Source organism: Guptibacillus hwajinpoensis, assembly GCF_001039475.1.
GTDB classification, from domain to species: Bacteria; Bacillota; Bacilli; order Bacillales; family Guptibacillaceae; genus Guptibacillus; species Guptibacillus hwajinpoensis.
Window position 1 is genome coordinate 464,599 of sequence record NZ_LELK01000004.1, and the last position, 23,210, is coordinate 487,808.

A 23,210-nucleotide genomic window follows, 5' to 3' on the forward strand; every position below is an offset into this window, starting at 1 on the left:
CTCAAAAAGACTTACGAATCAGAACTGAATTGTGCTAACGATTTGTAGGAGAGATAATGTGACATGATTGTTGTAGTGGATTTAAGTTCATGCAAAAATACTAATAATAATAAATATCAGATTAATTGGCATATTCCAAAAACGATTGTATTTTAGGGTTCTGAAAATTGAAAGGGGAAGTTAGGATGGATTCGATGTTTCTGATGAATAGTCTTTGGGTGATGTTTTCAGCAGTGCTTGTTATTTTGATGTTAGGTGGCTTTATTTTACTTGAAGCAGGGTCAACGCGAATGAAAAATGCCGGGCATATTGCGGGTAAGACCATCTTTACATTTGGGATATCCTCATTAGTGTTTTGGGCAGTTGGATATGGGTTGATTTTCGGTGAAGGAAATGCGTTCTTCGGATTAACGGACTTTTTCTATTCAGGTTATGAAATTGAAGGATTAGGGCTATCCGCACCTGTTTTCTTCTTATTCCAACTAGCGTTCGCGGGGATATCATTAACCATCGCATTTGGTGGCTTTGCCGAACGCGCGAAGTTAACTGCTTATATTCTGTTTGCGATTCTTTTCTCAGTTCTTGTCTATCCCGTTATTGCGCACTGGATTTGGGGTGGAGGCTGGTTAGCAGAGCATGGTAAACAAGACTTTGCTGGATCAACGGTCGTGCACTTAACAGGTGCAATGGGTGCTTTTGCTGCAACGATTCTCCTTAAACCTCGTATTGGGAAATACAACAAAGATGGATCTCCAAACAATATTGCCGGCCATAACCAGGTATTCACGGCACTTGGCGTGCTTGTTCTATGGGTAGGTTGGTTTGGATTTAATGCAGGTAGTACGTTATCTGCTGACGCAGCATTCTTTGGCTTTGTCGCTATGAACACCAACTTAGCAGCAGGTGCTGGAGCAGTAGCCGCTTTACTTGTCGCGTGGGCCGTAACAGGAAAAGCGGATGTGCCAACGATGTTAAACGGTGCATTAGCGGGATTAGTTGCAATTACAGCGTCTTGTGCTTTTGTCGACACGTGGGGTGCCGTCGTGATTGGATTAGTTGCGGGTATGATCGTGTTCTATAGCATGAGATTCTTTGAAAAACGTAAAGTGGACGATCCGATCTTTGCTTTATCCGTTCACGGGCTAGCTGGTGTTTGGGGTACGTTATCAACTGGGTTCTTTGCCACTCCAGAACTTGCAACGGTTGGTCAACCGGGACTTTTCTACGGTGGCGGTTTCACACAGCTGGGAGTTCAGGCACTAGGTGTTGGTGCTAGTGGTGCTTACGCATTTGTTGTATCGTTTATTCTTCTACTCATCATCAAGAAAGTACTCAACGGTTTACGTGTGAGTGAAGAAGAAGAAATCATTGGTCTTGATCTCAGTGAGCACGGTAGCTACGGCTATCCAGAATTGTTGCAAACAAACTACCAGTCAGACCAACAGCTAGGCAGCACAAAATCTAGTTAACTAGCTACCTATTTAACGGCAATGGAGGCTGGTCGTATGTATGATGGTTGTGACACTTATGAGGATCTAAGAAAAATGAGAGATAAACAAATAAAGCAAGTTGCTAAGAATCATACTGAGCTGAATCGCTTCCATGATGGGCTGATGACTCAAGTTGTTCAGCTTGCTCAAGAGAAAGTGAAAAAAGAGTGGGGTCCAGCCCCCTCTTCTTTTTCATTTTTTCTGATGGGAAGCGGAGGTCGGTTTGAACAAGCGTTATGGAGTGATCAAGATCATGGCATTGTTTATGAGAGTACAAGCGATGAGTCACATGATTATTTTCTCAACCTTGGCAAAGAAATTTCGGATGGATTAAATGTTGTGGGTTATGAACTTTGTGATGGACATGTAATGGCGTCAAATCCATTGTGGTGTAAATCATTCGAACAGTGGAAAGGTCAGCTTGACGGTTGGATGGAGGAAGAAACTTTCGAAGCTGTCCGCCATCTATTGATTTTTGTTGATGCGAGAGTGATCGTTGGGCGTGATGAGTTTATTGATGATTTAAAGAAAGAAATTCACTATAAAATGGACGAATCGCCGTATTTATTAAAGAGAATGTTGAAAAATACAATGCATGTTAAAAAGGGAGTCGGTGTATTCGGCCAGCTGCTCGCCGAAACACACGGTTCGCACGCTGGCGATGTTAATTTAAAACAGACCGCTTTCTTCCCCTATGTTAATGCAGTAAGGCTTCTTGCCTTAAAGGAGAGACTGATGAGTACGACTACGTTATCAAGACTCGCTTCTATTTCTGATCATACGCTCGGTCGCTCAGAACGGAGGGAGTATGAAGATAAATTTAGGAAGCTCTTACACTTTCGTCTAGAGTGCGGTAAACAAGAAAATTATGATGCCGTTCACTATGTGACGATCGACTCTCTTCCTAAAGAACAGAAGAAGGAACTAAAGGACATGATGAAAAAAGGAATTGAACTGTACAACCACACCAAAAAGGTAATCGAAAAAGGGTGTTCGTAAATGCGGATGAATCACATGATTCACTATTTAAAGCAGCTATCCGGAAAGGTCAATCCGAGTATGTACGCCTCGATGCAAGATCAGTCAAATCCTCATCATATTTCGATGTTAAGGCAAATGCAAAAAGAAATGAAAATGAAAAACACGTTAGAAGTTCCTTTAAATGAATTACGAGTTGTGGTCTTTGATCTTGAAACAACAGGATTTTATCCGAATAAAGGGGATGCAATACTCTCGATTGGGGCTGTGAAAGTAACCGGTGAAACAATCGAAAAGGATACTTTTTATTCGTTAGTCCAATCGAGTACAGCCCCTTCTGATGAGGTTACAACATTAACGGGAATTACAGAGGAAGATCTGGAATCAGCACCACCTCTTTCAGATGTACTGGCTCGTTTCTATCAGTTTATGAAGGGCCATACCTTAGTTGCGCATCATGCCAAGCATGAACAAGCTTTCATGCAGCATGCGAGTTGGAGTTTAATGCGCGCTAATTTTGATCATCGCATTGTAGATACTTCTTTTTTAATAAGAATTGTTGATCCGGAGCAAAGAGGGTATCAATTGGAAGACTGCTGTGCAAATTGCGGAGTCGAAGTCAAAGACCGCCATCATGCATTAGGAGACGCCAAAATGACTGCAGATCTTTGGAGTTATTATGTGAAAAAAGTTCAGGAGCTAGGGTTTACGAACTTGCGTGAGGTGTATGAGCGTGTGGCGAGGATGGGATAATGGAATTTAGAATCAAAAATCGAAAATGAATAGTCATAGGAACCAGGGAGCTAATCAATGACATGATGAACTCGCCTGGTTTTTGCATGTGTCTTTATGATTAGTTAGCTTTAGCTTTGTTGCTAAACACAGTTGCTGTTACAAAAGTTATTAGATGCAGTGCCCATATACATATTAAAGCTATATAGATCCCTTGTCGAAGAGAGGACAACTCACTCCAATTCGCTCCAAAGCCTATTTGACTCAATATAATTAGTATAAGACTAATCGATATAACCAGTTGACTTATCCATTGCTTTTTCACGAGTACCTCCTAAAGTGACTAGTTGGATGTGAAGTTGAGTCAGGGGAAAGATCTATATTATCACAAAGAGGTGGTGAATATGTTAAAAAGAGGTAATTTTGTTAATAGTGAGTTTCTCATTCATTCAATATAGAATAAAAAAAAGTATCTTTGTCTGCATATATGTGAGACAAACAAGCGAAGCGGGTGGTTTTTGTGCATGAACATATAATCAATGTGATTAAACAAACGGAAAAGGATCATGATATTAAAATCCTTTATGCTTGTGAAGCGGGAAGTAGAGCATGGGGGTTACCTTCTAAGCATTCTGATTACGATGTTCGGTTTATTTACTTACATAAGAAAAATTGGTACTTGTCGATCGATCAAGAAAGAGATGTGATCGAAGTCCCGAATCGGGACGAGGTGTCAATTCCGGTTGATGATGGATTGGATATGAGCGGCTGGGAGCTTACAAAAGCACTTAAACTGTTCCGAAAGTCGAATCCACCTTTGCTGGAATGGTTACATTCAACTATTGTTTACCATGAACCCTTTTCGACGGCTGAGCAGATCAGAGACTTGGCACAAACGATTTTCTCACCTAGGTCTTGTTTGTATCATTACGTAAACATGGCGAAAGGGAATTTTCGTGAGTGTCTGAAGAGAGAAGACGTTCGGATTAAGATGTATTTCAATGTCCTGCGACCTGTTCTTGCTGGCAATTGGATTAAAAAGTATCAATCGATCCCGCCAATTGGGTTTGAAGAACTAGTTGAAGATGCTTCGCTTCCTACAGAGCTCAAGGAAGCTATTATGAATTTGTTGAAACGTAAACGAGCTGGTGAGGAATGGATTGTTGAACCGAGAATTAATCTGATCAAAACCTACTTACAGAAAGAGATTGAGCAATTAGAAGCTTATGCAAAAACGTTAGATGTTGAGATAGAGGATCCGACAGAACAACTGAATGGTCTTTTTAGGAGAACGTTAGAAGAGGTTTGGGGATAACATAGAGTGGACCTTCCATCAATTTGCTGAAAGTGATGGAAGGTTCTTCTTTTTGAACCGATATGGAAAAAGAGTCGCGCTATCTTAATCATTTCTAGCAGCGAAACGGTGGAGGATTTTTGTGGTTCTTACATGTGTTATATTACTTAAGTTAATCCAATTTACGGAAATTTTGGTGGTTCAAAACTAAAAAGTGAAATTTTTGAACCGATTTTAGAAAGCAAATCGTCTATCAGGTAGGTTAATCCAGGGGGGAGCTAGTTGGGGGAGAAGAAACGGGAGAACAGGAATGAGAGAAATGAATTATTAAGGGAGTTAATTGATGATTATGCTGAGCAGATCAAGCGACTTGCTTATACATATGTGAAAAATTGGGCGGTAGCGGATGATATCACGCAGGAAGTGTTTATATCCTGTTTTAAAAACATAGATCATTTTAGGGGAGACAGTAGCTATAAAACCTGGCTGTTCAAAATTACCGTCAATCGCTGTAAAGATTATTTGAAGAGCAAGTGGTTTAGGGCCATAATGCCTCTTCGCAGTGAGGAAAAGTTGAAAACAGTAGGTAGTCTTGATGACGGTCTTATTCAAAAAAGTGAAGGGGAAGAAATTTCTCAGAAAGTGCTTTCGCTTTCGATTAAATATCGAGAAGTGATTATTTTGTTCTATTATGAGGACCTAAGCATTCAAGAAATAGAACAGTTAACAGGTGTTAAAACAGAGACAATAAAAACTAGATTAAGGCGTGCCAAATTACAACTTCGTGAGCTTTATAAGGAGGTTGAATAAATGGATGAAAAGCTAAAAAACCTTCGGAGTAAAATGGATGAAACGGTGCTGAGGAAGGGTGAGGTAAGTAGAGTGGATAAGGAGCGGATCTATCAAGCGGTTATTCATTCGAAGAAGCCGAAGCGGAAAGGTGCGCGATTCGTGCCTGTTCTTTCTATTGCTTCATGTTTTATTCTTCTTATCATCTTTACTTCATATGGGTATTCAAACAATATCTTGAAAAAACAAATAGGTGATAAGGAAAGATCTGAAGAGATGACTCGTATGAGCGAAACTGAGGATTCGGAAGCAAGTAAATTACCCGATGGGGAGAAGTTACCATTATCTCCATCAGAAAATACAACCAATGAACGTGATTCAATTCCATCAGAAGAGCATTTCATAAATACTATTCACGGCATGACACACCAGAAAGTTTTTGCGGATGAAAAGTGGACACTCGTTGAATTGACGGATAAGCGCATTGTTGAGATGTTGGAAGTTCTAGAAAGAATAAAAGGACAGGGAACCTATGAACATTATGACTTCTACTACGAGACATTAACTCAATGGAAGAAAGGGAATTTCGAAAACGCTGTGGATGTTCATAATCAAATTTGGAGGTGGAATGGCGGTACAAAGGGCAAAGCGACACGGTTGTTAACTGATGAAGAGGAACAAGAATTTATAGAATTGCACTATAAATAATTAAGGAGTTGTCTAATTAAATGCCATCAACCAAAACGTTACTACTATCCATAACCATCATTGTCATCCTTACTCTAGGCCTTACTTACTGGTTGATCTCAGATCTGAACACAAACTTAATGGAAGAAAAGGGTGTAACAAAGCAGTCCGGGGAGGAGTCAGAAGAGGAGATTGATCCAGAGCGCTACGTCGATGACGGAACAAATTCAACAGCTGATGACAACATACCTACTGAGAACCATTTTATTAAGACCCTTCACGGCATGACACACCAAAAAGTTTTTGCGGATGAGAAGTGGACGCTCGTTGAAATGACGGATAAGCGCATTGATGATATGCTCTCGATTCTCGATAAAGTAAAAGATACAGGACAATATGAACATTATGATTTATACGACAAAGCCTTAACACAATGGAAGAATGGTAATTTTGACAATGCTGTAGACATTCATAATCAGCTCTGGAGTATGAAAGGCGGTACAGTAGGAAGAGCGGATCGCTTACTGACAGCTGAAGAGGAGCAAGCGTTTGTCGAAGAGCATTACAACTAAAAGTAATTGATAATGATAACTTATTAGATTGAAAAGGATGGGATTAAATATGATGAAGCTAGAAGTTTCCGAAACGGAAAAGTCCGTTTTCCTTGATGGACTGCGATTGTGGTATGACAAAAAAAGCGGTGGGATTCACCTCAAAGTTCCAGGAGTGAAAGAACTTCACTATGTGAAAAAGGGTTCAGACCTCTATGAGCCGTTGCTTCAAGAGGTGAAGAGGGTTTCGAAAGACGACTAAATAGATGGTGCATTGGAAGTTAAACAAACGTTTGATTACCTTTTTATCTCTGAGAGAATAATAGAAACGAAAACAATGAGTTTCAGAAGAAAGCGGTGAAAATATGAGTCAAAAGCAAGGTTTGTTGCTTGGAATAGCGATAGGTGTTGCATTAGCGCTTGGATTTAACATGGGACAAGCCCTGACTGGAAATACAGTCATAAGCATCGCAATTGCAATAGTCGCAGGACTACTTGCTCGTTTTGTGGGGTATTCCATCATTAATAGAATGAAGTAAGTGCTTTACATAGTAAGGGGATAGAGATGAAAATGGACAAAGACAATTTGAAAAAGAGACGTAGTAAAATTGTGATGGGAATCATTTATATTGCCTTAATAGGAGGCTTCTTTTTGTTGATGTTCGACTCCAATTCCGATAATAACCTTATTGCAACTGGGCTTTTCGTGGTGTACGTTTTTATTCTCAGTCTACGTGGTGCGATACGGGAACGAGCAGAGGGTAACAAAAAGCGTGCTCTACTCTATTTTGGCATGTCCGGCAGCTTGGCTATTGCAATTATTGCATTGGCCGTGAATTATGTGACCATCACTAGCTGATGATTATGATATATTGTCCATAATCCCAATTTATTGTCCAAAATCGGAATATATTAGCTAAACTGAGATTATATTAGCCAAATTCGAGATTTATTAGCCAAACCCCCGCAACAATCAATAAAGCCTGTGGTTCGTGGATATGCCTCCACGAACCACAGGCTTTATTTGCATCTAGGTGCTGTGTTTCTCTTATGTAGGGAAACGCAGCTATTTAGGCACCGCCACCGCCATCTCCACCGCAGCCTCCACCAAAGCCACCGCCACTATCACAATCTGAACTGTGATGTACACTACTAGTATAGGTTGAATGATCCGTTCCACCTGAAGAACGACGAGTGGAAGACGCCTTAGAAGTCCCAACTGCAATAAAAACAATCACTAGCAAAATCACAAAAAATGCTGTCATGTTCATTCCCCCTTTTTTATGAATACGTTTTACTAGTCTATAAAGTTTCAGAATTCATTACAAATGTTGGGAGAAGGATAAAGGAAGGGTCAACCAAGGTGAATTGCAATATTAATCACGTTGGTGGGAAATAAACAAGTAGTAAAGTCCTTATTTTTAGAAAAAACTGATAATTAACCTTGCTATTTTTGATTCCAATAGATTATAATTCATACTATCGAAAGCGCTTTCGTTATTACCTGTATTTTATGTTCTCGAAAAAAAGCTAGTAAGGATAAAACATTGAGGATCTTTAATTATTGCTTAATAACTATTGGATCGCCTGGTACATAACATCTATGCTTACGAACTTAATAAAGGAAACCAATACGAAGAGAAGTGTCTATAAGAGCAAGAACGTACAATAAGATGATTTGGTGTTCTCATTGTTTTTTCTTTTTATAAGGATATGTTAGTTTATATTGTTGCTGTTTCAACTATTGCCTATTTCGAGTGAAACCTTAGTTTCATAGACGTAAATGAGCCTTTGAAGATCAGCACAATACATTAACATACCTTCTTTTTTTTGAGAAAGTTCTATCTAATTGTTTCTTTTTTTACAACAAATCGAAACCGCTTTCGATAGTGGATTGAAAGATCAGAACGGAAACTTAAGGTGAAACGGAGAAGGGTTATCGTCGCTCTTTTGGAAAGCGCTTTCCTAATGCTCTGATTATTGGAGGTGATGGGTTTCTGACAAGGGTTGTCTGCTAGCCCTAATAGAAAAACTAGAATCGTAGTTTTAATAAATTGGAGGGAAAAATGGATGAAATTAAAAGGTATTAGTTGGTTACTGGCCATTTTACTAGTAGCACCAAGCTTTAGCATTCCTGTTAATGCGAATGAACAAAGTAGTGATGAAATAGTATTAGTAGACTTTGATGAAAGTGGAAACTCGTATGTTGTTGAGGGCTTTGGAGGAGCAACAGCGACGATTAAAGAAGATCATGATGCTGCTTCAAATCATGTGGTAGAAGTAGTGAAAGGTGAGGGGGCTGCAACATGGGCTGGAACGACCTTTGGAAATGCAGCGAATAACACAATTTCTCCTATCCCTTTCTCAGAATCGGATACGAACATGTCAGTTCGCGTATTTTCACCGGATAAAGGGATTGAAGTAAGACTTAAGGTTGAAGAAAAAGGCGATCCTACTCATTCAGGTGAAACGAGTGCGGTAACGACGAAATCAAATGAATGGGAAACACTCGTGTTTGATTTTGCGAATCAGTCTAAAGGAACAGAAGCATTAAATTTAAATTATACGTTTAACATGGTTTCCATCTTTTTTGATTTTGGAAAAGAAGGAACTGGGAAAACGTATTCCTTTGATGATTTGACGTTCTTAGGACAAGTTTCCACTCCTCCTGATGGTGAACCGAGTGCAGAGCAGGATTGGGAATTAGTTTGGAATGATGAGTTTGAAGGGACAGAACTGGACACATCGAAATGGAAATATGGCATAGGAAATGGTTTCTATAGTGGCGATCAGTGGGTAAGTGGCTGGGGAAATAATGAGTCACAATATTACGCTGAAGATAATGTGAAATTGGAAGACGGCAAGCTGATTATTGAAGCGAGAGAAGAAGCGGCTAGTGATGAGCATGGTACCTATGATCATACGTCAGGGAAAATTGTAACGGAAGATTTGTTTAGCCAAGCTTATGGAAAGTTCGAAGCAAGAATGAAGCTTCCTGAAGGACAAGGTTATTGGCCAGCATTTTGGATGATGCCTCAAGATGACGTTTATGGTGGCTGGGCAGCTTCAGGTGAAATCGACATTATGGAAAATAGAGGTTCTGAAACGAATAAAGTCGGAGCGGCGATCCATTATGGTGATTTATGGCCAAAAAATTCATACTCAGCGGGAGAGTACGAGTTTCCTGAAGGGCAATCGACGACGGACTTTAATGTTTATAGTGTGGAGTGGGAACCAGGTGAAATTCGTTGGTATGTGAATGATGAATTGTATACAACGCAAACCGAGTGGCACACAGCGAACGGCGACTATCCAGCACCATTTGACCAAGAATTTTATATGATTTTGAATCTGGCAGTTGGTGGCTGGTACGGTGGCGAACCTGATGAAACGACAGGATTCCCAGGTCAAATGGAAGTAGACTATGTCAGAGTGTATGAAGATCTGGCAGCTGACTATCCAGAACCAGGCGAACCTACTAATCCTGGAGATGGTGAAGAGCCAGGAGATGGTGCGGATCCAGTAGATGAGTCGAAGGATTGGAAAGAAGTTGGCGATAGCTTAATCGTTGATGGAACATTTGAAGCAACATCAGAGTTTGGTGATGAAAAAACGCCCAAAGTATGGAACGTTTTCAACTTAGGAGACTATGAAACATGGGCAGGATTAGCTGACTTCTCCATTGAAAATGAAGAGTTAAAAGCTGAAGTTCAAAAAGTTGGTTGGGATTGGTGGCATATTCAGTTGATGCAAGATGTTACTGTTCCAAGTGGTATCTATAAAGTTGAATTTGACATGAGAAGTGAACGTGATCGCGATGTGAGTGTTGAGCTTGTAGGATCAGAATCAGGCATTAAGGAATTTGATGTAGGAAGCACAATGGAAACATATGAAACGTACATCAAAGTAGGATCTGATGGTGATTACAGCTTAATGTTTGGATTAGGAAGAGGAGAAAATGATCCTGAACTTGCAGTACCTTATGATGTTTTTATCGACAATGTGAGATTAGTAGAAGTAGTTGAAGAAACAGAATCAGAAGAAGTAGAGTTTAAGAGAATTTCTGGTGATGATCGATACGAAACATCTAGAGCCTTTTCAGAACAGCTTCCATCCAACTCGTTGGACACAGTCATTCTGGCTTCTGGATTAGACTTTCCAGATGCCTTAGCTGGTGGGGTTCTAAATAATAAGTTGAATGGGAATGTACTCCTTGTAAACGATAGCGAATCCGTTATCAAACAACAACTGAAAGAGGCGAAACGTGTACTAAAAGAAGACGGGAAAGTGGTTATTTTAGGAGAGAAAGCTGCGGTTTCAAAGAAAGTCGAAGATGCTTTTGCAAAAGCATTCCCTGTCGAACGTCTTGGTGGTGATACTCGTTATCAAACAGCATTGAAAATCGCTGACAAAGTGAATGACAATCCTGATGAAGTAATAGTAGCGTACGGATTAGATTTTGCAGATGCGCTTAGCATCGTACCATATGCTACTGAAAAAGAAATTCCAATCGTTCTAAATACGAAAGGGAATCATCTTCAAGAAGATGTAGCTAAGTACATGACTCAGAATAAAAACACGTTGAAAAAAGTAACGATCATTGGTGGGACAGAGGTCGTTCCAACAGCAGTAGAAAAAGAATTAAAAAAGCTTGGTATTAAAACCATTGAGCGAATTTCTGGGGAAACGCGGTATATGACGTCACTGGAAATTGCCAAGAAACTTTATCCTGAAACAGATGCGATCGCTTTAACAAATGCTTATAGCTTTGCAGATGCTTTGAGTGGCTCGCGCTTTGCATTTGATCATCATCTTCCAGTCATACTGACAGACAAAGATGAAGTCAAAAAAGAAGTTAGGAATCACCTAAAAGGAAAAGTGAAGTCCATCTATCTTTATGGTGGAGAAAGCGTCATTTCAGAGTCACTGAAAGAACAATTTAAGAAGTAATTCATTCGCAACTTCCTTTCTATCAGGGAGTTGCGTTTTTAAGATTAGCCGGTTTCACCGTGCAGAAAAACAGGTGAGCTACTTATTCGTACAAGTAGCTCACCTGTTTTTTTAGACGTAAGCAAGCGAATGATAAGCTCCATCCCGATGATTTCTTACTGTGTGATGTTCAACAACGCTGCATACGTATTAATACGACCTCTTTCATAGAGTGTTCCTGTTCCGGCAAGTGGAACGGTTGTCGTCTCAATGGCATTCTGAACGGTGTTCACGTTCGGTTCTAATGAAAGCATTAGTGCAGCTAGTCCACTTACAAAAGGAGCAGCCATCGATGTGCCAGCTAATGAACCGTAACTAGTTTGTCCTGATGTGTTTGGGTAGGTTGGTAGAGTAGAGAGGATATCGATTCCAGGAGCGGCTACATCAACCCAGGAAGAGCCGTAATTTGAGAATGGTGCCTTCGTATCGTCTCGATTTAAGGCTGCTACGCTAAGGCATTCGGGATATGCGGCTGGATAGAAGAGGGTGTTTGAATCATTGTTTCCAGCAGCTGCAACGATCAACACGCCATTGTTTTTTGCGTATTGCACAGCATTTTGAAGGGTTGTACTAAATAACGTACCGCCAAGACTCATGTTAATGACCTTTGCGCCATTATCTGTAGCGTAGATGACACCTTGAGCGATATCACTAAACGATCCTCCGCCACTATCGTCTAATACTTTAATATTCATGATTCTAGGATTAATCGCCATTCCAGCAATACCGAGATTGTTTTTTGTTGTAGCTGCGGCAATTCCGGCTACGTGTGTTCCATGACCATGTAAATCTTCAGCTGTAGAAGAAGCTGAGAAGTTCTGACTTAATACGATCTTGTCCACTAAATCAGGATGGTTCGTTTGAATGCCGGTATCTAGAATCGCGATATTAACGAGAGTTGATCCACGGGTAATGTTCCATGCCCTTACCGAGTTAATCTTTAGAAGCCCCCACTGTTGAGGGAAAAGAGGATCATTGGGTGTCAATTGTGCATTAAGAATACCAACATATTCTACATAGTCAACTCCAGAGAAATTGGAGAGGATCGTCATTTTAATGTTTAAGAGAGCAGGAGCAACTGAAACGGTATAAACTTTCAGTGCGGGGATTTCACTTAGAAGAGTAAGACCTCCAACATGTTCGATAATTTCCAAGGCGCGGTTTCGTGAAACGCCAGGTATAAATCCAATAATAAATCGATCTGGAAAATAATCCATCGTATTAGGTAACACCTCCTGTATTTGTAAGGCATTACTAGTTTATTCAATAGATTACGAGATGATCGTAATAGTAGAAGAAATAGGTGTGAGTCATGAAAGAATACGGGAATCAGTACTAGAACATAGAAAAACCAGGAGAGCTATCTATCAAGCTCACCTGGTTCAACGTGTTTAATTACTAGATTTTGTTTACTTACTTCGCATAAGTCTCCTTAATAATCGGTACTGATAAAGCACCTACAACAAGTAAAACACCTGAAAGCAAGATCATGAACGGCATGGAAGATCCGATTAATGGGAACAACACGAAACTTAGAAGAGAGGCAATGATTTGTGGCAAACAAATACTACCGTTAAACAGTCCAAGGTAAGTTCCCATATTCTTTCCTTTCAGTGCATTCGTCAAGATCGTGAATGGGAATGTCATCATGGCTGCCCATGCGATCCCAATCAAGGTAAAGGAAACAACCAATGCCCACTGATTGTGAATGAAGAAGACGGAACCAAATCCGATCCCACCTAAGAATAAGCTGATCGCATAAAATGGTTTTCTCTGATTGTTTGGCATACGAGATAGTACAAGTGACCAGATAACAGCGCCAATTGATTGAACGGCTGTCATAATACCAAACCAGTTCCCTGCATCTTGATAAGCTGCGCTCGCAGGATCACTCGTATTCCAGACGTTCAGGGCAATGGCTCCTGTTCCGTACGTCCATAAGTATTGAAAACCCATCCAACAGAATAACTGAACAAGTGTAACGGTCCAGAACACTTTTGGAGCGCTTCCAAGTAATTTGAAAAGGTTTGCTTTTTCTTTCGTAGATTCCTTTGAAATTCCGTGATACATAGCATACTCATCTGGATCATACTCTCTCACTTTAAAGACTGTAATAAGACTGCAAATGATGAGAACAGCTGCACCAGCGTAGAATGAAATAACAACAGATTGTGGAATAACACCTTTTGGAGCACTATTTGACACACCAATAACGGTTAGTGCAAAAGGGAAAATACTTGCTAATACAGCACCACTGTTTGATAGAAAGCTTTGGATCGAATAAGCAAATCCTTTTTGCTCTTTGTTAACCATGTCGCCAACCATCATTTTAAAAGGTTGCATTGCCATGTTTGATGATACATCCATAAACAGAATGGCAATGGCTCCAAATGTCATGGCTGTTACAGCACTAAATCCAAAACTACCTGAGTTAGGAAGTAGACACATCACAATAACAGCAACAACAGCTCCAACTAGTAAATAAGGTATCCGTCTGCCAAGCCTCGGCATCCAGGTCCGGTCAGAGAAATAACCAACTAACGGTTGGACAATTAGACCTGCAAGGGGTGGCAGGATAAAGAATAATCCTAAATTATGAGGATCTGCCCCAAGTGTTTGGAAAATACGTCCCATATTCGCGCTTTGCAGTGAGAATGCCATTTGCACACCTAGAAAACCGAAACTAATTAACCAAATTGTGCTGATTGGTAGGGATGGTAATTCTTTTTGATATCTTTTTTCGCTGGATTCAACAACTCTTTCTTCTAACATTTAATTCCCTCCTGTGACGTAACGAATAGATGAAACGGATATTCATCGAAGCGTTTACAGTTTTATTGCAATCGTTTGCACATAACTGAAAAATAATGCGCTTTTCAATTGCTTTTAACATCGTTTACTAACGCAGTGTAAAGGTAGATTTCCTAACTTAGTCAGAAAAACACTTATGTAATACCTGTTCAATTAACAAGAAATACATGCTTATTATTGGTAAAAAATTATACTTGAAAAGTATATACTATAGTAATGCGTTTAAGCAACCGTTTGCACAAAGATTTATCAGAATTAGTTTTGAGGATGCCTATATTTCTTCTCTTGTTTAACAAAAAACCACACCCCTCTAATGTACTATTCATCTCGCGTTCATTAAGCTAATTCCCATGTAAAACGAACTATTTACCAAAAAATACCTAGTTCAAACGTTTTGTTTTAAAAGTAATCAAAAGGTAGAGGCGACGAAAAACGAGAAATACTCAGTTGTAGACTTTTAAAACTGAGGAGGAATCAAATGAGTCGAAAGAAGAAAATGACGTACGTATGTAGCACGCTGTTATTGTCATCTGTCCTAGTAAGTCCTGCAATGGCGGCGCCAAGTGAGCAGCGTGCGGAAGCGCAAACTCAACAATACGCCACATCTGCTTTTATTAGTCATGCGGAGTTGAGTAAGAAGCTAAAGCAGATTGATAAGAGCAGCCAGGGACAAGTTCAAGTAGATGTAGTGGGATACTCGAATCAGGGGCGTGAAATCTACAAAGCAACTGTTGGTTCAGGAGACAAAGTGATCTTATTGCAAAGTGAGATTCATGGGAATGAGAAAACCGGGACGGCTGCGCTATTGAAGATTTTGCAGCAGCTAGGCTCGAATTCTCCAGAAGCTGAGAAAATCAGAAGTGAAGTGACGATCGTTGCGATGCCGATGGTGAATCCTGATGCAACGGAATTAAATCGACGTGGTAATGATATGTCGTGGAGCGAAGTTGTTGAAGATTTTCCACAGCTAGCTAGTGCGTCACCTTCTTGGAACTATTACACGTATACAAACCAATATTGGAATTATGCTTCGAACCCTGGCTTTGACGTGAACCGGGATTTCAATCCAGATCTCGATTATGAGCCTCAACCTGAAGATTTTCCAAATAACTCATCCAATCCAGGGTGGTACATTACCCCTGAAGCCCAAACAGTCCGTGATGTTTATAAAGGATTGATGAATGACTATGGCAAAGTGGATGTATTTGTCGACTTGCATCACCAGGGTGAGTACTATGTGGAAGGGACAGATGATAAAGTAACGCTCTCGATTTCAGGAGACTTTATTCCTGATCCTGATAGTGCTGAAGGAGCAAAATATAGCGAGTACGCAGATACATATGATGGTGAATTCTCAAAACAGTTAAATGTAGCTGCTTATAACGCCTTACAGGAGAGGGGTAATTCTCCATTTGATAACATTACACTTTATCCACAAAATCTTGATTTACCTGGTACAGCACTTGGTTCTTTTGCGCTAAATGGAAGTGGCGCTGTGCTGTTTGAAGTTACGGGGCAAACGCAAAGCTATGGACAAAAGAAAATTGGTCAATTGGTTAAAGTGGTTGAACTTGGCCTTTACGGAATTATTGATGGCATCACGAGTGGTGATGTGTATTCGATTAATCCTGAAGAATATGACGATATCCCACTAACAGATCGCGATCAGGATTATGGTCATTAAATTGTTTTGAAAAATAAGTGCGATTTTATTTCTAGGAGGATGAATGTGAAAAAACAAATTCTACCGTTAACAGTAGCGGGAACGATGCTGGTGTCAGGGTCATTCCTAACAGGAAATACGGTACTAGCTGGAGATAATGGACCTAATGGACCGAACTATGGTGGCAATGAAACGATCAAGAATGAACGACTTCACTCTTATGAAGAGATGGTAAGCTTTCTAGAAAAAGTAGACAAGCGCTCTGAAGCTCTTGAATTAGAAGTCTACGGTCAATCAGTGAAAGGGAGAGATTTGTACCTCGCTAAGTTTGGAACTATGAACGAAGACAACCCAACAATACTTTTCTTAACCCAGCAGCACGGGAATGAGGCTTTAACGACAGAAGGCGCTCTTGAAATGATTAAGTATTTGTCTTCGAATGGGAAGAATGTACAAGATATTTTAGAGAATGTGAATGTTCTAATCGCTCCACGTTTAAACGTGGATGGAGCAGAAGGGGATGTTGATTTCTCATTAGAAGACTACGTCTCTGGAACTCATACTCGATATAATGCGAATGGAGTCGATCTTAATCGTGATCACGTGGATCGTGAACAGCCAGAAACGAAGGCGTTGCACGAGAACATATTGCAGAAATATCAACCGGATTACATGATTGATCTCCATCATCAGGGAACGCAAACGACGCTCGGTGACACAGGAGAACTCGTCTCTGGGTCAATTCTTTATCCAACGAACGAGAGTGTTGATCCTACTGTAGTAGAGCAATCCAAGCAACTTGGAGCGGTCGTTTATAATGCAGTAGATGCGAAAGGCTATGGCCTACTTTCGAAGTATCCAGGAGGCAGTGCGCCAACGATTAGCCGAAACGGCTTAGCGATGGAATACGGCATTGCAACACTGCTGTTCGAAATGCGTGGAATGGCCGATCATTATCGAGATGATTATGTACTGGGTCAAAAGAGCAATGGCTACTTAATTCAACAGGCGGTTACTGCAATGAAAGCTAGTTTAGAAGCTTTGGCAGATGATTCAATTGATTCGACGGATACATCTTTCTGGGACACGTTGCCGGAGAGTAATTATGATGGTGAGTAGCTTCACGGGAATGATTCTTTTTAAAAAATGATCGACAATGAATTTTTCATGAAAAACCAGGTGAACTATGTTGTTTATAGTTCACCTGGTTTTATCTGTATAGAAGCAAATAAATCAGTAAAACGGTCACGGTTATTTTACTGCAAAGTAGTAAAAAGTATCGAAAGTGAATGGATTTTCATACTTTTCGTTTTAGTGTATAAATTGATGGGAATCTCCTCTGAACAAGTCATTAAGGCTTTAGTTTAGGAGGATTGCAATGCATTTATATCATATAGGTTTAGTTATCATGGCAGCTGTTTTATGGGGCATTTCAGGGGGGATAGCAGGAATATTAATGGATAAAGGGTGGAGTCCGATCGTCATCTCCTTCTATAGAGGTGCGATAGGATTTGTTGGTATTTTTGTTTGGCTGCTTCTTCATCGTAGAGGAAATAAAGGAGAGTATTCATCTAAAGCAGTGAAGTGGTCGATAGTAGCAGGTTTCGCTGTTGCTTGCAATTTCAGTTTTTACTTTCTTAGTATTTCAGAATCTGGTGTAGCAATAGCATCAACTTTGATGTACACGGCACCCTTATTCGTTCTTTTTAGTTCATTTCTATTTCGAATAGAGACCGTCACTCCTTTTAAGGTGATCGCAATGGTAATCGTGATGGTTGGAATTAGTTTATTAACAAACGTTTATGAGGCAGGGATTGGAAGTTTAAATATTTTTGGGATTATGAGTGGGCTACTATCAGGTCTTTCATACGCTCTGTTTATTTTTGGACTTAAGAATGCTTCAAAAGAAGGACGTCCTCCTTTTGTTCTAACCGTTGCTTTTGCTACATTTACCATTGTTATGTTTCTACTTATTGACCATAAAGAAGCGCTCGACGTAATGTTTTCTGAGGATTTGATTTGGTTTGTAACTCTTGGAATAATTGGTGCAGGAATTTCTTTTTACTTATATATAGAAGGTTTGAAGAAAACATCAGCATCCGTTGCAGCGATCATAGCAATGGTAGAACCGGTTACAGCTTCTCTATTTGGATTAGTGATTTTGGGAGAGGTTCTTACAGTCACGCAAAGTATAGGACTCGTTATTATTCTCATTACTATTACGATATTAAGTACAAAACAAAAGTGAATTACGGGGACGGTTCTCATGATTCACTGTTAGAATTATGAAAAGAAAGACCAGGTAGCTAACTAACTTATTAGTAGCACACCTGGCTTTTTTGTTGTATTAAAAGCAAGTGAATCAACGACCCTTTTTCGCTAATTCAGTTGCAGTGATTCTTAAGATCCTTCTTACAAAATAGACTATTATTAATAGCTTTTGAGCAACGGAGGGATTCAATGGCGATCCATACAGTGATGCTGGGTGATAACCTATGGGGCATTTCAATTGCTTATGGTGTACCGATAGCGACGTTGAAGGCTGTGAACGGTCTTGTTTCTGATCGACTCGTTCCCGGATTGAATTTATATATTCCAGATCAGGCACTGCCTGAACGGTATTATCAGATTAAGCCAGGGGATACGTATTGGAAGCTATCTCAACAATTTCAGACTACAATTCAAGATATGATGACAGCCAATCCAACTGTAGATCCAAATACACTTCCGATTGGACTCAGAATCCGTATTCCTACTGCGCAGAAGTATTCTATGCAAACGCTCGTCTTTTTTGATGCGTTATCGGGTGCATCTTACCTAGAAACCATTACTGATCTCGCAGATTCGATTACGTATTTAGCGATATTCACCTATTCCTTTAATTCTGAAGGGGACCTTCTTACGATAGATGATGATCTGATCCTACAAAGAACGAAAGCGTTGAATATTAAGCCGCTGCTCGTCATCAGTAACTACGACGTGCAAATGTTCAGCTCTACATTAGCCGATGCGGTTCTTAAGGATGAGACAAAACGAAAGAGGTTGGTACAAAATCTTGTTGTAAAAGTAAAGGAAAAGGGTTATGCAGGTGTTAGCATTGATTTTGAGTTTGTTCCTCCTGAGAGAAGAAATGATTTTACAGCATTCTTAAAGGAATTAAAGCAGGGCCTTGGTAACCTGGTTCTCCAACTTAATGCACATGCGAAAAGCAGTGACATGCCAACGAATCGATTGGTTGGATTTCTTGATTACAAAGCAACTGGCGAAGTAGTGGATATTGTATCCATCATGACAATTGACTATGGCTATGCGATTGGACCACCTGATCCGATTGCACCTGTTTGGTGGATTGAACAGGTGTTGATGTATGCGACCGGTCAGATCGACAGAAGGAAGATCATGATGGCGATGAGCCTTTATGGGTATGATTGGACGGTTCCCCGTCTAGCAGATGCCGAAATGCTTTCAAGTCTAAATGCTCAGAATCGTGCGCTGAATGGTTGGATTCCAATTCAATACAATTCGATAGCGCAGGCTCCAAACTACAGTTATAATCTTGTGAATCAAGGTCATGTCGTTTGGTTTGAAGACATCAAAAGTATGACAGCGAAATACAAACAACTAGAAGCTTATAATTTACTTGGAAGTACTTATTGGCGGTTACGTTTTCTTTTTCCACAGAATTGGGCGTATGTGAAGAAGAATATTCGGGTTTTGAAATGAGCAGAATTCGGGGACGACTCTTATGATCTACTGTTAGAGTAAGTAAAGAACACGAAAAAAACAGGCTCACGAGTGGAGCCTGTTTTAGCGTGGATAAATTTATCCTTTGATTTTCAACAATGCAGCATACGTATTGATTCGCCCTCTTTCGTAAAGAGAACCTGTCCCATTTAACGGTACAGTTGTTGTCTCAATAGCGTTGATAACGTTGTTAACGTTCGAATCTAGAGAAAGCATTAGCGCTGCTAGGCCACTAATAAATGGAGTTGCCATTGATGTACCTGATAACGAACCGTAATTGGTTTGACCTGTTGAATTCGCATAGGTAGGAAGTGTTGATAGAATATCGACCCCAGGAGCGGCGACATCAACCCAAGAAGAGCCGTGATTTGAGAAAGAAGCCTTCGTATCGTCTCGATTCAATGCTGCTACGCTAATGCACTGTGCATATGCGGCCGGATAGAAAAGGTCGTTGGAATTATTATTTCCAGCCGCCGCAGCAAGTAGTACGCCATTATCTTTCGCGTACTGCACAGCATTTTGCATCGTCGTGCTAAACATAGTACCTCCAAGACTCATGTTAATGACCTTTGCTCCATTATCAGTCGCAAAAACAACTCCTTGCGCTACGTCACTAAACGATCCGCTTCCGGTGTCGTCTAATACTTTTATATTCATAATTCTAGGGTTAATTCCTAGTCCTGCAACGCCAAGGTCATTTTTCGTTGTAGCTACGGCAATTCCTGCTACGTGTGTACCGTGACCATTCAAGTCTTGAACGGATGAAGAGGTTGAAAAGTTTTGATTTAGTACAATCTTGTCCACTAAATCGGGGTGACTCGTTTGAATGCCAGTATCTAGAATCGCTATGTTGACTAGCGTTGAGCCACGCGTAACGTTCCAACCCCTTACAGAGTTGATCTTTAATAGTCCCCACTGCTGAGGGAATAGAGGGTCGTTAGGTGTCAATTGAGTAGCTAGGATACCATCATACTCTACATATTGAACTCCTGAGAAGTTAGAGAGAATCGTCATTTTAATGTTTAGGAGAAGAGGGTCAACTGAAACAGTGTAGACATTGAGCACTGGGATTTCGTCTATAAGTGTAAGACCACCAACATGAGCAATAATTTCTAACGCACGTTTACGTGAAACGCCGGGTATAAATCCAATGATTATTCTGTCTGGCAAGTAATTCATAGTAATTGGTAACACCTCCTATAGTTGTAAGGCATTACTAGTTTATTCAATAGATTACTAGATGATTGTAGTAGCTAGTAAAATAGGTGAGAAATGATGGAAGAGACTAGATAGAATGGGGATGTGTTGGTATAGCGACTATTGAGCCACTCTATAACAATGAAGGCAGTCGTTAATCAAACACGTGATTAACGACTGCCTTCTAAATTTTCCATACAAATAACCGTTTACGTATATTGACTAGTTATCATAAGTTTTTCTTGATTAGAAAGAGAATACATTACTTCTTCACCAAAATCATTTGTAATGAAATAGTAGGTTGTACCTGCCGTTGCATCTTCCCTTACACTGTAGTAATTCCCAATTGTAAATCCTTTAGGACGACTAGTGTATGGAAAACCTTCAAATACTCCGTCCCCATAATAGCGCCATTTAGTAGGGTTACGACCCCTTGTTTCATACTCATAAGATTTATATAACGCTCTTGCACCTTTTTGTAGTAAATCATAATCTTGTTTCAATTTATTATAATCCCCAGCTTCTACGTTTAACGTTTGAGTATCAGAATTCCATTTCACTTTCGCTCCAACTTTATCGAACGATGCAATTGGAACTTAAATAATAGGGTAGGGCTCTCCTTGTGGTTGGTAATTTAGCGGTGGATAGGAGCCATCTGTTAGATTTTGACCTTCAACTATGACGGGTTGAGTTACCGTATATGCAGTTACTGGTTGATAGGCGCGTCTCTCATTCCAGAAACGCTGCTTTGACCATTCCTTCACTTTTCTCACTTGCTTATTCATTTCATCAAAACAGCTTATGAAACAAAATAACTAGGCGTGCTTGAAATTGACTTCTGAGGTACCACTTCAGTATGTATTCTGATAAACCAACGTCAAACTCTGATCCGCTTCCACCATCTTCCTTACCAAGTTGCTATCGCTTGTCTCTTAACTTTTCTCTAGTTACTGTCTTTCCTTTAAGAGATCATGCATCCCGCCTTAAATAGATAAACCTTTCAAAGCTTAGGTGCTCCTCAAATCACTGAAGGCACTAGATTCGATAGGAAACATTGGACAGAGAATGACTTCCTTTACAGCGCTGATAAGAAGCATCAGCGCTGTAAAAGTAGCCGTTCTTTCATACTGAAGTATACTGAGACCGTCTTAGGTTTCCACCGTATCACCCGATTTGAACGCTTGAATTTCTTCAACAGTGCGCTTTCTACACATCAAACCAGTGTGCGTGATCTGCGCGCTGCTACCCGTACCGTAGTACGCCTGGTTACCTTACCGAACCGTTAGGGCCGTTCTCGCCATAGCTTCTCAACACAGAAACCGGGAACTGTGATCATTTGAGAACGCTGAATTTTCTGCATCGGCTTCAGCTCACCTGACAAGTTTAGTTTTGAAACGTGTGGTAGGCCTTCCACGTTCTGAATAACGGCGCATTTAAAGAAACCTCACAGACTCTCAATTTAAAAAGAGGTGGAAGCCGTTGTTCGATATGAAGTTGTAGGTGCAAGCATGTATAGCTGAAGAAGTATGTATGGGGGAGGTTCACTGCGTGATGAACCTCCGTTTCCTATCTATGTTTGTTTTAGAGCATCGGAACGTTGCGAGTTCAACTGATCTGGTAGCTGCAGAATGGTATCATTCAGCGTGTCTAGTTTCTGTTCGATGCGGTGTAAAAGGTAGAGCGTCACCACAATCGGAAAGCCAACATCGCTAATGAGTGACATCCAGGATTCCATCGTTTTCCCTCCTTGTTCGTTTCATTTATGAACTTACGAAAGAGGAAGGACAGTGCCCTTCCTCAAAATCATTAGCTGATGACGATCTCATTTTCGTTACGTTCAACGATTCGTGCGCCTTTCTTTCCAGTGACATCACCACCGCTTGTTGTGAAGCAGTTCTGAGCGATAATCGCGTCCATTGCTGCTGCAATAGCGGCTGGATTAACAGGTTCAACTGGATCGCTTAGCGTGATCGAGAATGGTTTGTTGTCACGCGTATCGAATTGAAGTTCAAGTGTTTTGGCCATTGTGGTTAACCTCCTTTCTTAGTGTTTGGTGATTTTAAGCTTGTAAATCAGATGAATCGTTACGCTCAACTGCGAAAAGGCTGTGCTGCTGAAGTGGTGCTAGCGCAAGAGCTACTGCGAAAAGAGCATCTGGAGTTGCGGACGGTTTGATGTTGTTAAAGTTCTTGCTGCGGAAGATCGACTTACCATTCTCGTCAACGCCAGTTTCTAGAACCAAGCGAAGCTGCGTGTTCATGAGTGATGATGTTGCCATGTTGATC

Annotated in this window: 24 protein-coding genes; 15 read left to right on the forward strand and 9 right to left on the reverse strand. The window is 40.4% G+C overall.

All coding sequences use genetic code 11. The annotated features are described in order from the left end of the window. The first annotated feature begins 185 nt into the window (after positions 1-185). The 10 genes from AB986_RS12695 to AB986_RS12740 all read left to right on the forward strand — a co-directional run bounded on the left by AB986_RS12695 (position 186) and on the right by AB986_RS12740 (position 7,380). Positions 186-1,469 carry an ammonium transporter gene (locus AB986_RS12695; RefSeq protein WP_048311496.1) on the forward strand — a complete coding sequence of 428 codons (1,284 nt, stop codon included), beginning with the start codon at positions 186-188 and terminating at the stop codon, positions 1,467-1,469. Between the two features lie 36 nt (positions 1,470-1,505). Next, positions 1,506-2,489 (forward strand): DUF294 nucleotidyltransferase-like domain-containing protein, encoded by a 984-nt coding sequence (locus AB986_RS12700; RefSeq protein WP_048311497.1) that lies wholly within the window; start codon positions 1,506-1,508, stop codon positions 2,487-2,489. Continuing rightward, complete coding sequence (locus tag AB986_RS12705; RefSeq protein ID WP_048311498.1) at positions 2,490-3,221, forward strand: exonuclease domain-containing protein; 732 nt, start codon at positions 2,490-2,492, stop codon at positions 3,219-3,221. Positions 3,222-3,720: 499 nt separating this feature from the next. Beyond that, entirely contained in the window at positions 3,721-4,515 is a 795-nt protein-coding gene (locus AB986_RS12715) for a nucleotidyltransferase domain-containing protein (RefSeq protein ID WP_048311500.1), read from the forward strand. 261 nt (positions 4,516-4,776) lie between these two features. Further along, entirely contained in the window at positions 4,777-5,304 is a 528-nt protein-coding gene (locus AB986_RS12720) for a sigma-70 family RNA polymerase sigma factor (protein WP_048311501.1), read from the forward strand. Next, complete coding sequence (locus tag AB986_RS21205) at positions 5,305-5,991, forward strand: DUF6241 domain-containing protein (RefSeq protein ID WP_053216169.1); 687 nt, start codon at positions 5,305-5,307, stop codon at positions 5,989-5,991. A 20-nt stretch (positions 5,992-6,011) separates the two neighbouring features. Beyond that, a complete protein-coding gene (locus AB986_RS21210) occupies positions 6,012-6,542 on the forward strand; it encodes a DUF6241 domain-containing protein (RefSeq protein ID WP_053216170.1) in 531 nt (176 codons plus the stop codon). A 49-nt stretch (positions 6,543-6,591) separates the two neighbouring features. After that, positions 6,592-6,783, forward strand: coding sequence for a hypothetical protein (locus AB986_RS12735; protein ID WP_048311502.1), 192 nt, complete (start codon positions 6,592-6,594; stop codon positions 6,781-6,783). Between the two features lie 103 nt (positions 6,784-6,886). Next, the gene (locus tag AB986_RS22400) at positions 6,887-7,060 is read left to right on the forward strand and encodes a hypothetical protein (protein ID WP_161797373.1); all 174 of its coding nucleotides are present in this window, start codon (positions 6,887-6,889) and stop codon (positions 7,058-7,060) included. Positions 7,061-7,086: 26 nt separating this feature from the next. Continuing rightward, positions 7,087-7,380: a hypothetical protein gene (locus tag AB986_RS12740; RefSeq protein ID WP_048311503.1), complete on the forward strand. Its 294-nt coding sequence runs from the start codon at positions 7,087-7,089 to the stop codon at positions 7,378-7,380. A 211-nt stretch (positions 7,381-7,591) separates the two neighbouring features. Here the strand turns inward: AB986_RS12740 and AB986_RS12745 are convergent, their stop codons facing one another. Further along, positions 7,592-7,786, reverse strand: a complete 195-nt coding sequence (locus tag AB986_RS12745) for a hypothetical protein (RefSeq protein WP_048311504.1) — start codon at positions 7,784-7,786, stop codon at positions 7,592-7,594. 805 nt (positions 7,787-8,591) lie between these two features. On the opposite strand from AB986_RS12745, the gene AB986_RS21215 reads away from it, so the two are divergent. Then, the gene (locus tag AB986_RS21215; protein WP_053216171.1) at positions 8,592-11,471 is read left to right on the forward strand and encodes a cell wall-binding repeat-containing protein; all 2,880 of its coding nucleotides are present in this window, start codon (positions 8,592-8,594) and stop codon (positions 11,469-11,471) included. A 155-nt stretch (positions 11,472-11,626) separates the two neighbouring features. On the opposite strand, the gene AB986_RS12755 is transcribed toward AB986_RS21215, so the two are convergent. Further along, positions 11,627-12,727 (reverse strand): S8 family peptidase, encoded by a 1,101-nt coding sequence (locus AB986_RS12755; protein WP_053216172.1) that lies wholly within the window; start codon positions 12,725-12,727, stop codon positions 11,627-11,629. A gap of 196 nt (positions 12,728-12,923) precedes the next feature. Continuing rightward, positions 12,924-14,282 (reverse strand): SLC45 family MFS transporter, encoded by a 1,359-nt coding sequence (locus AB986_RS12760; protein ID WP_048311505.1) that lies wholly within the window; start codon positions 14,280-14,282, stop codon positions 12,924-12,926. 517 nt (positions 14,283-14,799) lie between these two features. Here AB986_RS12760 and AB986_RS12765 point away from each other — a divergent pair. The 4 genes from AB986_RS12765 to AB986_RS12780 all read left to right on the forward strand — a co-directional run bounded on the left by AB986_RS12765 (position 14,800) and on the right by AB986_RS12780 (position 19,707). Then, the gene (locus AB986_RS12765; RefSeq protein WP_048311506.1) at positions 14,800-16,005 is read left to right on the forward strand and encodes a M14 family zinc carboxypeptidase; all 1,206 of its coding nucleotides are present in this window, start codon (positions 14,800-14,802) and stop codon (positions 16,003-16,005) included. A gap of 45 nt (positions 16,006-16,050) precedes the next feature. Next, complete coding sequence (locus tag AB986_RS12770; protein WP_048311507.1) at positions 16,051-17,103, forward strand: M14 family metallopeptidase; 1,053 nt, start codon at positions 16,051-16,053, stop codon at positions 17,101-17,103. Positions 17,104-17,362: 259 nt separating this feature from the next. Then, positions 17,363-18,232: a DMT family transporter gene (locus tag AB986_RS12775; RefSeq protein ID WP_048311508.1), complete on the forward strand. Its 870-nt coding sequence runs from the start codon at positions 17,363-17,365 to the stop codon at positions 18,230-18,232. A 212-nt stretch (positions 18,233-18,444) separates the two neighbouring features. After that, on the forward strand, positions 18,445-19,707 hold the full coding sequence (locus tag AB986_RS12780; RefSeq protein WP_048311509.1) for a LysM peptidoglycan-binding domain-containing protein: 1,263 nt from the start codon (positions 18,445-18,447) through the stop codon (positions 19,705-19,707). A gap of 99 nt (positions 19,708-19,806) precedes the next feature. Here the strand turns inward: AB986_RS12780 and AB986_RS12785 are convergent, their stop codons facing one another. The 6 genes from AB986_RS12785 to AB986_RS12805 all read right to left on the reverse strand — a co-directional run bounded on the left by AB986_RS12785 (position 19,807) and on the right by AB986_RS12805 (position 23,203). After that, complete coding sequence (locus tag AB986_RS12785) at positions 19,807-20,907, reverse strand: S8 family peptidase (protein WP_053216173.1); 1,101 nt, start codon at positions 20,905-20,907, stop codon at positions 19,807-19,809. A 227-nt stretch (positions 20,908-21,134) separates the two neighbouring features. Continuing rightward, positions 21,135-21,485, reverse strand: coding sequence for a hypothetical protein (locus AB986_RS12790; RefSeq protein ID WP_048311510.1), 351 nt, complete (start codon positions 21,483-21,485; stop codon positions 21,135-21,137). Positions 21,486-21,521: 36 nt separating this feature from the next. Continuing rightward, a complete protein-coding gene (locus AB986_RS22090; RefSeq protein ID WP_152670989.1) occupies positions 21,522-21,710 on the reverse strand; it encodes a hypothetical protein in 189 nt (62 codons plus the stop codon). A gap of 785 nt (positions 21,711-22,495) precedes the next feature. After that, positions 22,496-22,660 carry a YvrJ family protein gene (locus AB986_RS12795; protein WP_048311511.1) on the reverse strand — a complete coding sequence of 55 codons (165 nt, stop codon included), beginning with the start codon at positions 22,658-22,660 and terminating at the stop codon, positions 22,496-22,498. Between the two features lie 71 nt (positions 22,661-22,731). Then, entirely contained in the window at positions 22,732-22,950 is a 219-nt protein-coding gene (locus AB986_RS12800) for a DUF2922 domain-containing protein (protein ID WP_048311512.1), read from the reverse strand. Positions 22,951-22,984: 34 nt separating this feature from the next. Then, positions 22,985-23,203: a DUF1659 domain-containing protein gene (locus tag AB986_RS12805; RefSeq protein ID WP_048311513.1), complete on the reverse strand. Its 219-nt coding sequence runs from the start codon at positions 23,201-23,203 to the stop codon at positions 22,985-22,987. Positions 23,204-23,210 lie beyond the last annotated feature (7 nt).

What these genes read in the sequence shown, in the direction of transcription:
- AB986_RS12695 (WP_048311496.1), top strand. Translation starts at nt 186, where the DNA reads ATGGATTCGATGTTTCTGATGAATAGTCTTTGGGTGATGTTTTCAGCA.
- AB986_RS12700 (WP_048311497.1), top strand. Translation starts at nt 1,506, where the DNA reads ATGTATGATGGTTGTGACACTTATGAGGATCTAAGAAAAATGAGAGAT.
- AB986_RS12705 (WP_048311498.1), top strand. Translation starts at nt 2,490, where the DNA reads ATGCGGATGAATCACATGATTCACTATTTAAAGCAGCTATCCGGAAAG.
- AB986_RS21205 (WP_053216169.1), top strand. Translation starts at nt 5,305, where the DNA reads ATGGATGAAAAGCTAAAAAACCTTCGGAGTAAAATGGATGAAACGGTG.
- AB986_RS21210 (WP_053216170.1), top strand. Translation starts at nt 6,012, where the DNA reads ATGCCATCAACCAAAACGTTACTACTATCCATAACCATCATTGTCATC.
- AB986_RS12735 (WP_048311502.1), top strand. Translation starts at nt 6,592, where the DNA reads ATGATGAAGCTAGAAGTTTCCGAAACGGAAAAGTCCGTTTTCCTTGAT.
- AB986_RS22400 (WP_161797373.1), top strand. Translation starts at nt 6,887, where the DNA reads ATGAGTCAAAAGCAAGGTTTGTTGCTTGGAATAGCGATAGGTGTTGCA.
- AB986_RS12740 (WP_048311503.1), top strand. Translation starts at nt 7,087, where the DNA reads ATGAAAATGGACAAAGACAATTTGAAAAAGAGACGTAGTAAAATTGTG.
- AB986_RS12745 (WP_048311504.1), bottom strand. Translation starts at nt 7,786, where the DNA reads ATGACAGCATTTTTTGTGATTTTGCTAGTGATTGTTTTTATTGCAGTT.
- AB986_RS21215 (WP_053216171.1), top strand. Translation starts at nt 8,592, where the DNA reads ATGAAATTAAAAGGTATTAGTTGGTTACTGGCCATTTTACTAGTAGCA.
- AB986_RS12755 (WP_053216172.1), bottom strand. Translation starts at nt 12,727, where the DNA reads ATGGATTATTTTCCAGATCGATTTATTATTGGATTTATACCTGGCGTT.
- AB986_RS12760 (WP_048311505.1), bottom strand. Translation starts at nt 14,282, where the DNA reads ATGTTAGAAGAAAGAGTTGTTGAATCCAGCGAAAAAAGATATCAAAAA.
- AB986_RS12765 (WP_048311506.1), top strand. Translation starts at nt 14,800, where the DNA reads ATGAGTCGAAAGAAGAAAATGACGTACGTATGTAGCACGCTGTTATTG.
- AB986_RS12775 (WP_048311508.1), top strand. Translation starts at nt 17,363, where the DNA reads ATGCATTTATATCATATAGGTTTAGTTATCATGGCAGCTGTTTTATGG.
- AB986_RS12780 (WP_048311509.1), top strand. Translation starts at nt 18,445, where the DNA reads ATGGCGATCCATACAGTGATGCTGGGTGATAACCTATGGGGCATTTCA.
- AB986_RS12785 (WP_053216173.1), bottom strand. Translation starts at nt 20,907, where the DNA reads ATGAATTACTTGCCAGACAGAATAATCATTGGATTTATACCCGGCGTT.
- AB986_RS22090 (WP_152670989.1), bottom strand. Translation starts at nt 21,710, where the DNA reads ATGAATAAGCAAGTGAGAAAAGTGAAGGAATGGTCAAAGCAGCGTTTC.
- AB986_RS12795 (WP_048311511.1), bottom strand. Translation starts at nt 22,660, where the DNA reads ATGGAATCCTGGATGTCACTCATTAGCGATGTTGGCTTTCCGATTGTG.
- AB986_RS12800 (WP_048311512.1), bottom strand. Translation starts at nt 22,950, where the DNA reads ATGGCCAAAACACTTGAACTTCAATTCGATACGCGTGACAACAAACCA.
- AB986_RS12805 (WP_048311513.1), bottom strand. Translation starts at nt 23,203, where the DNA reads ATGGCAACATCATCACTCATGAACACGCAGCTTCGCTTGGTTCTAGAA.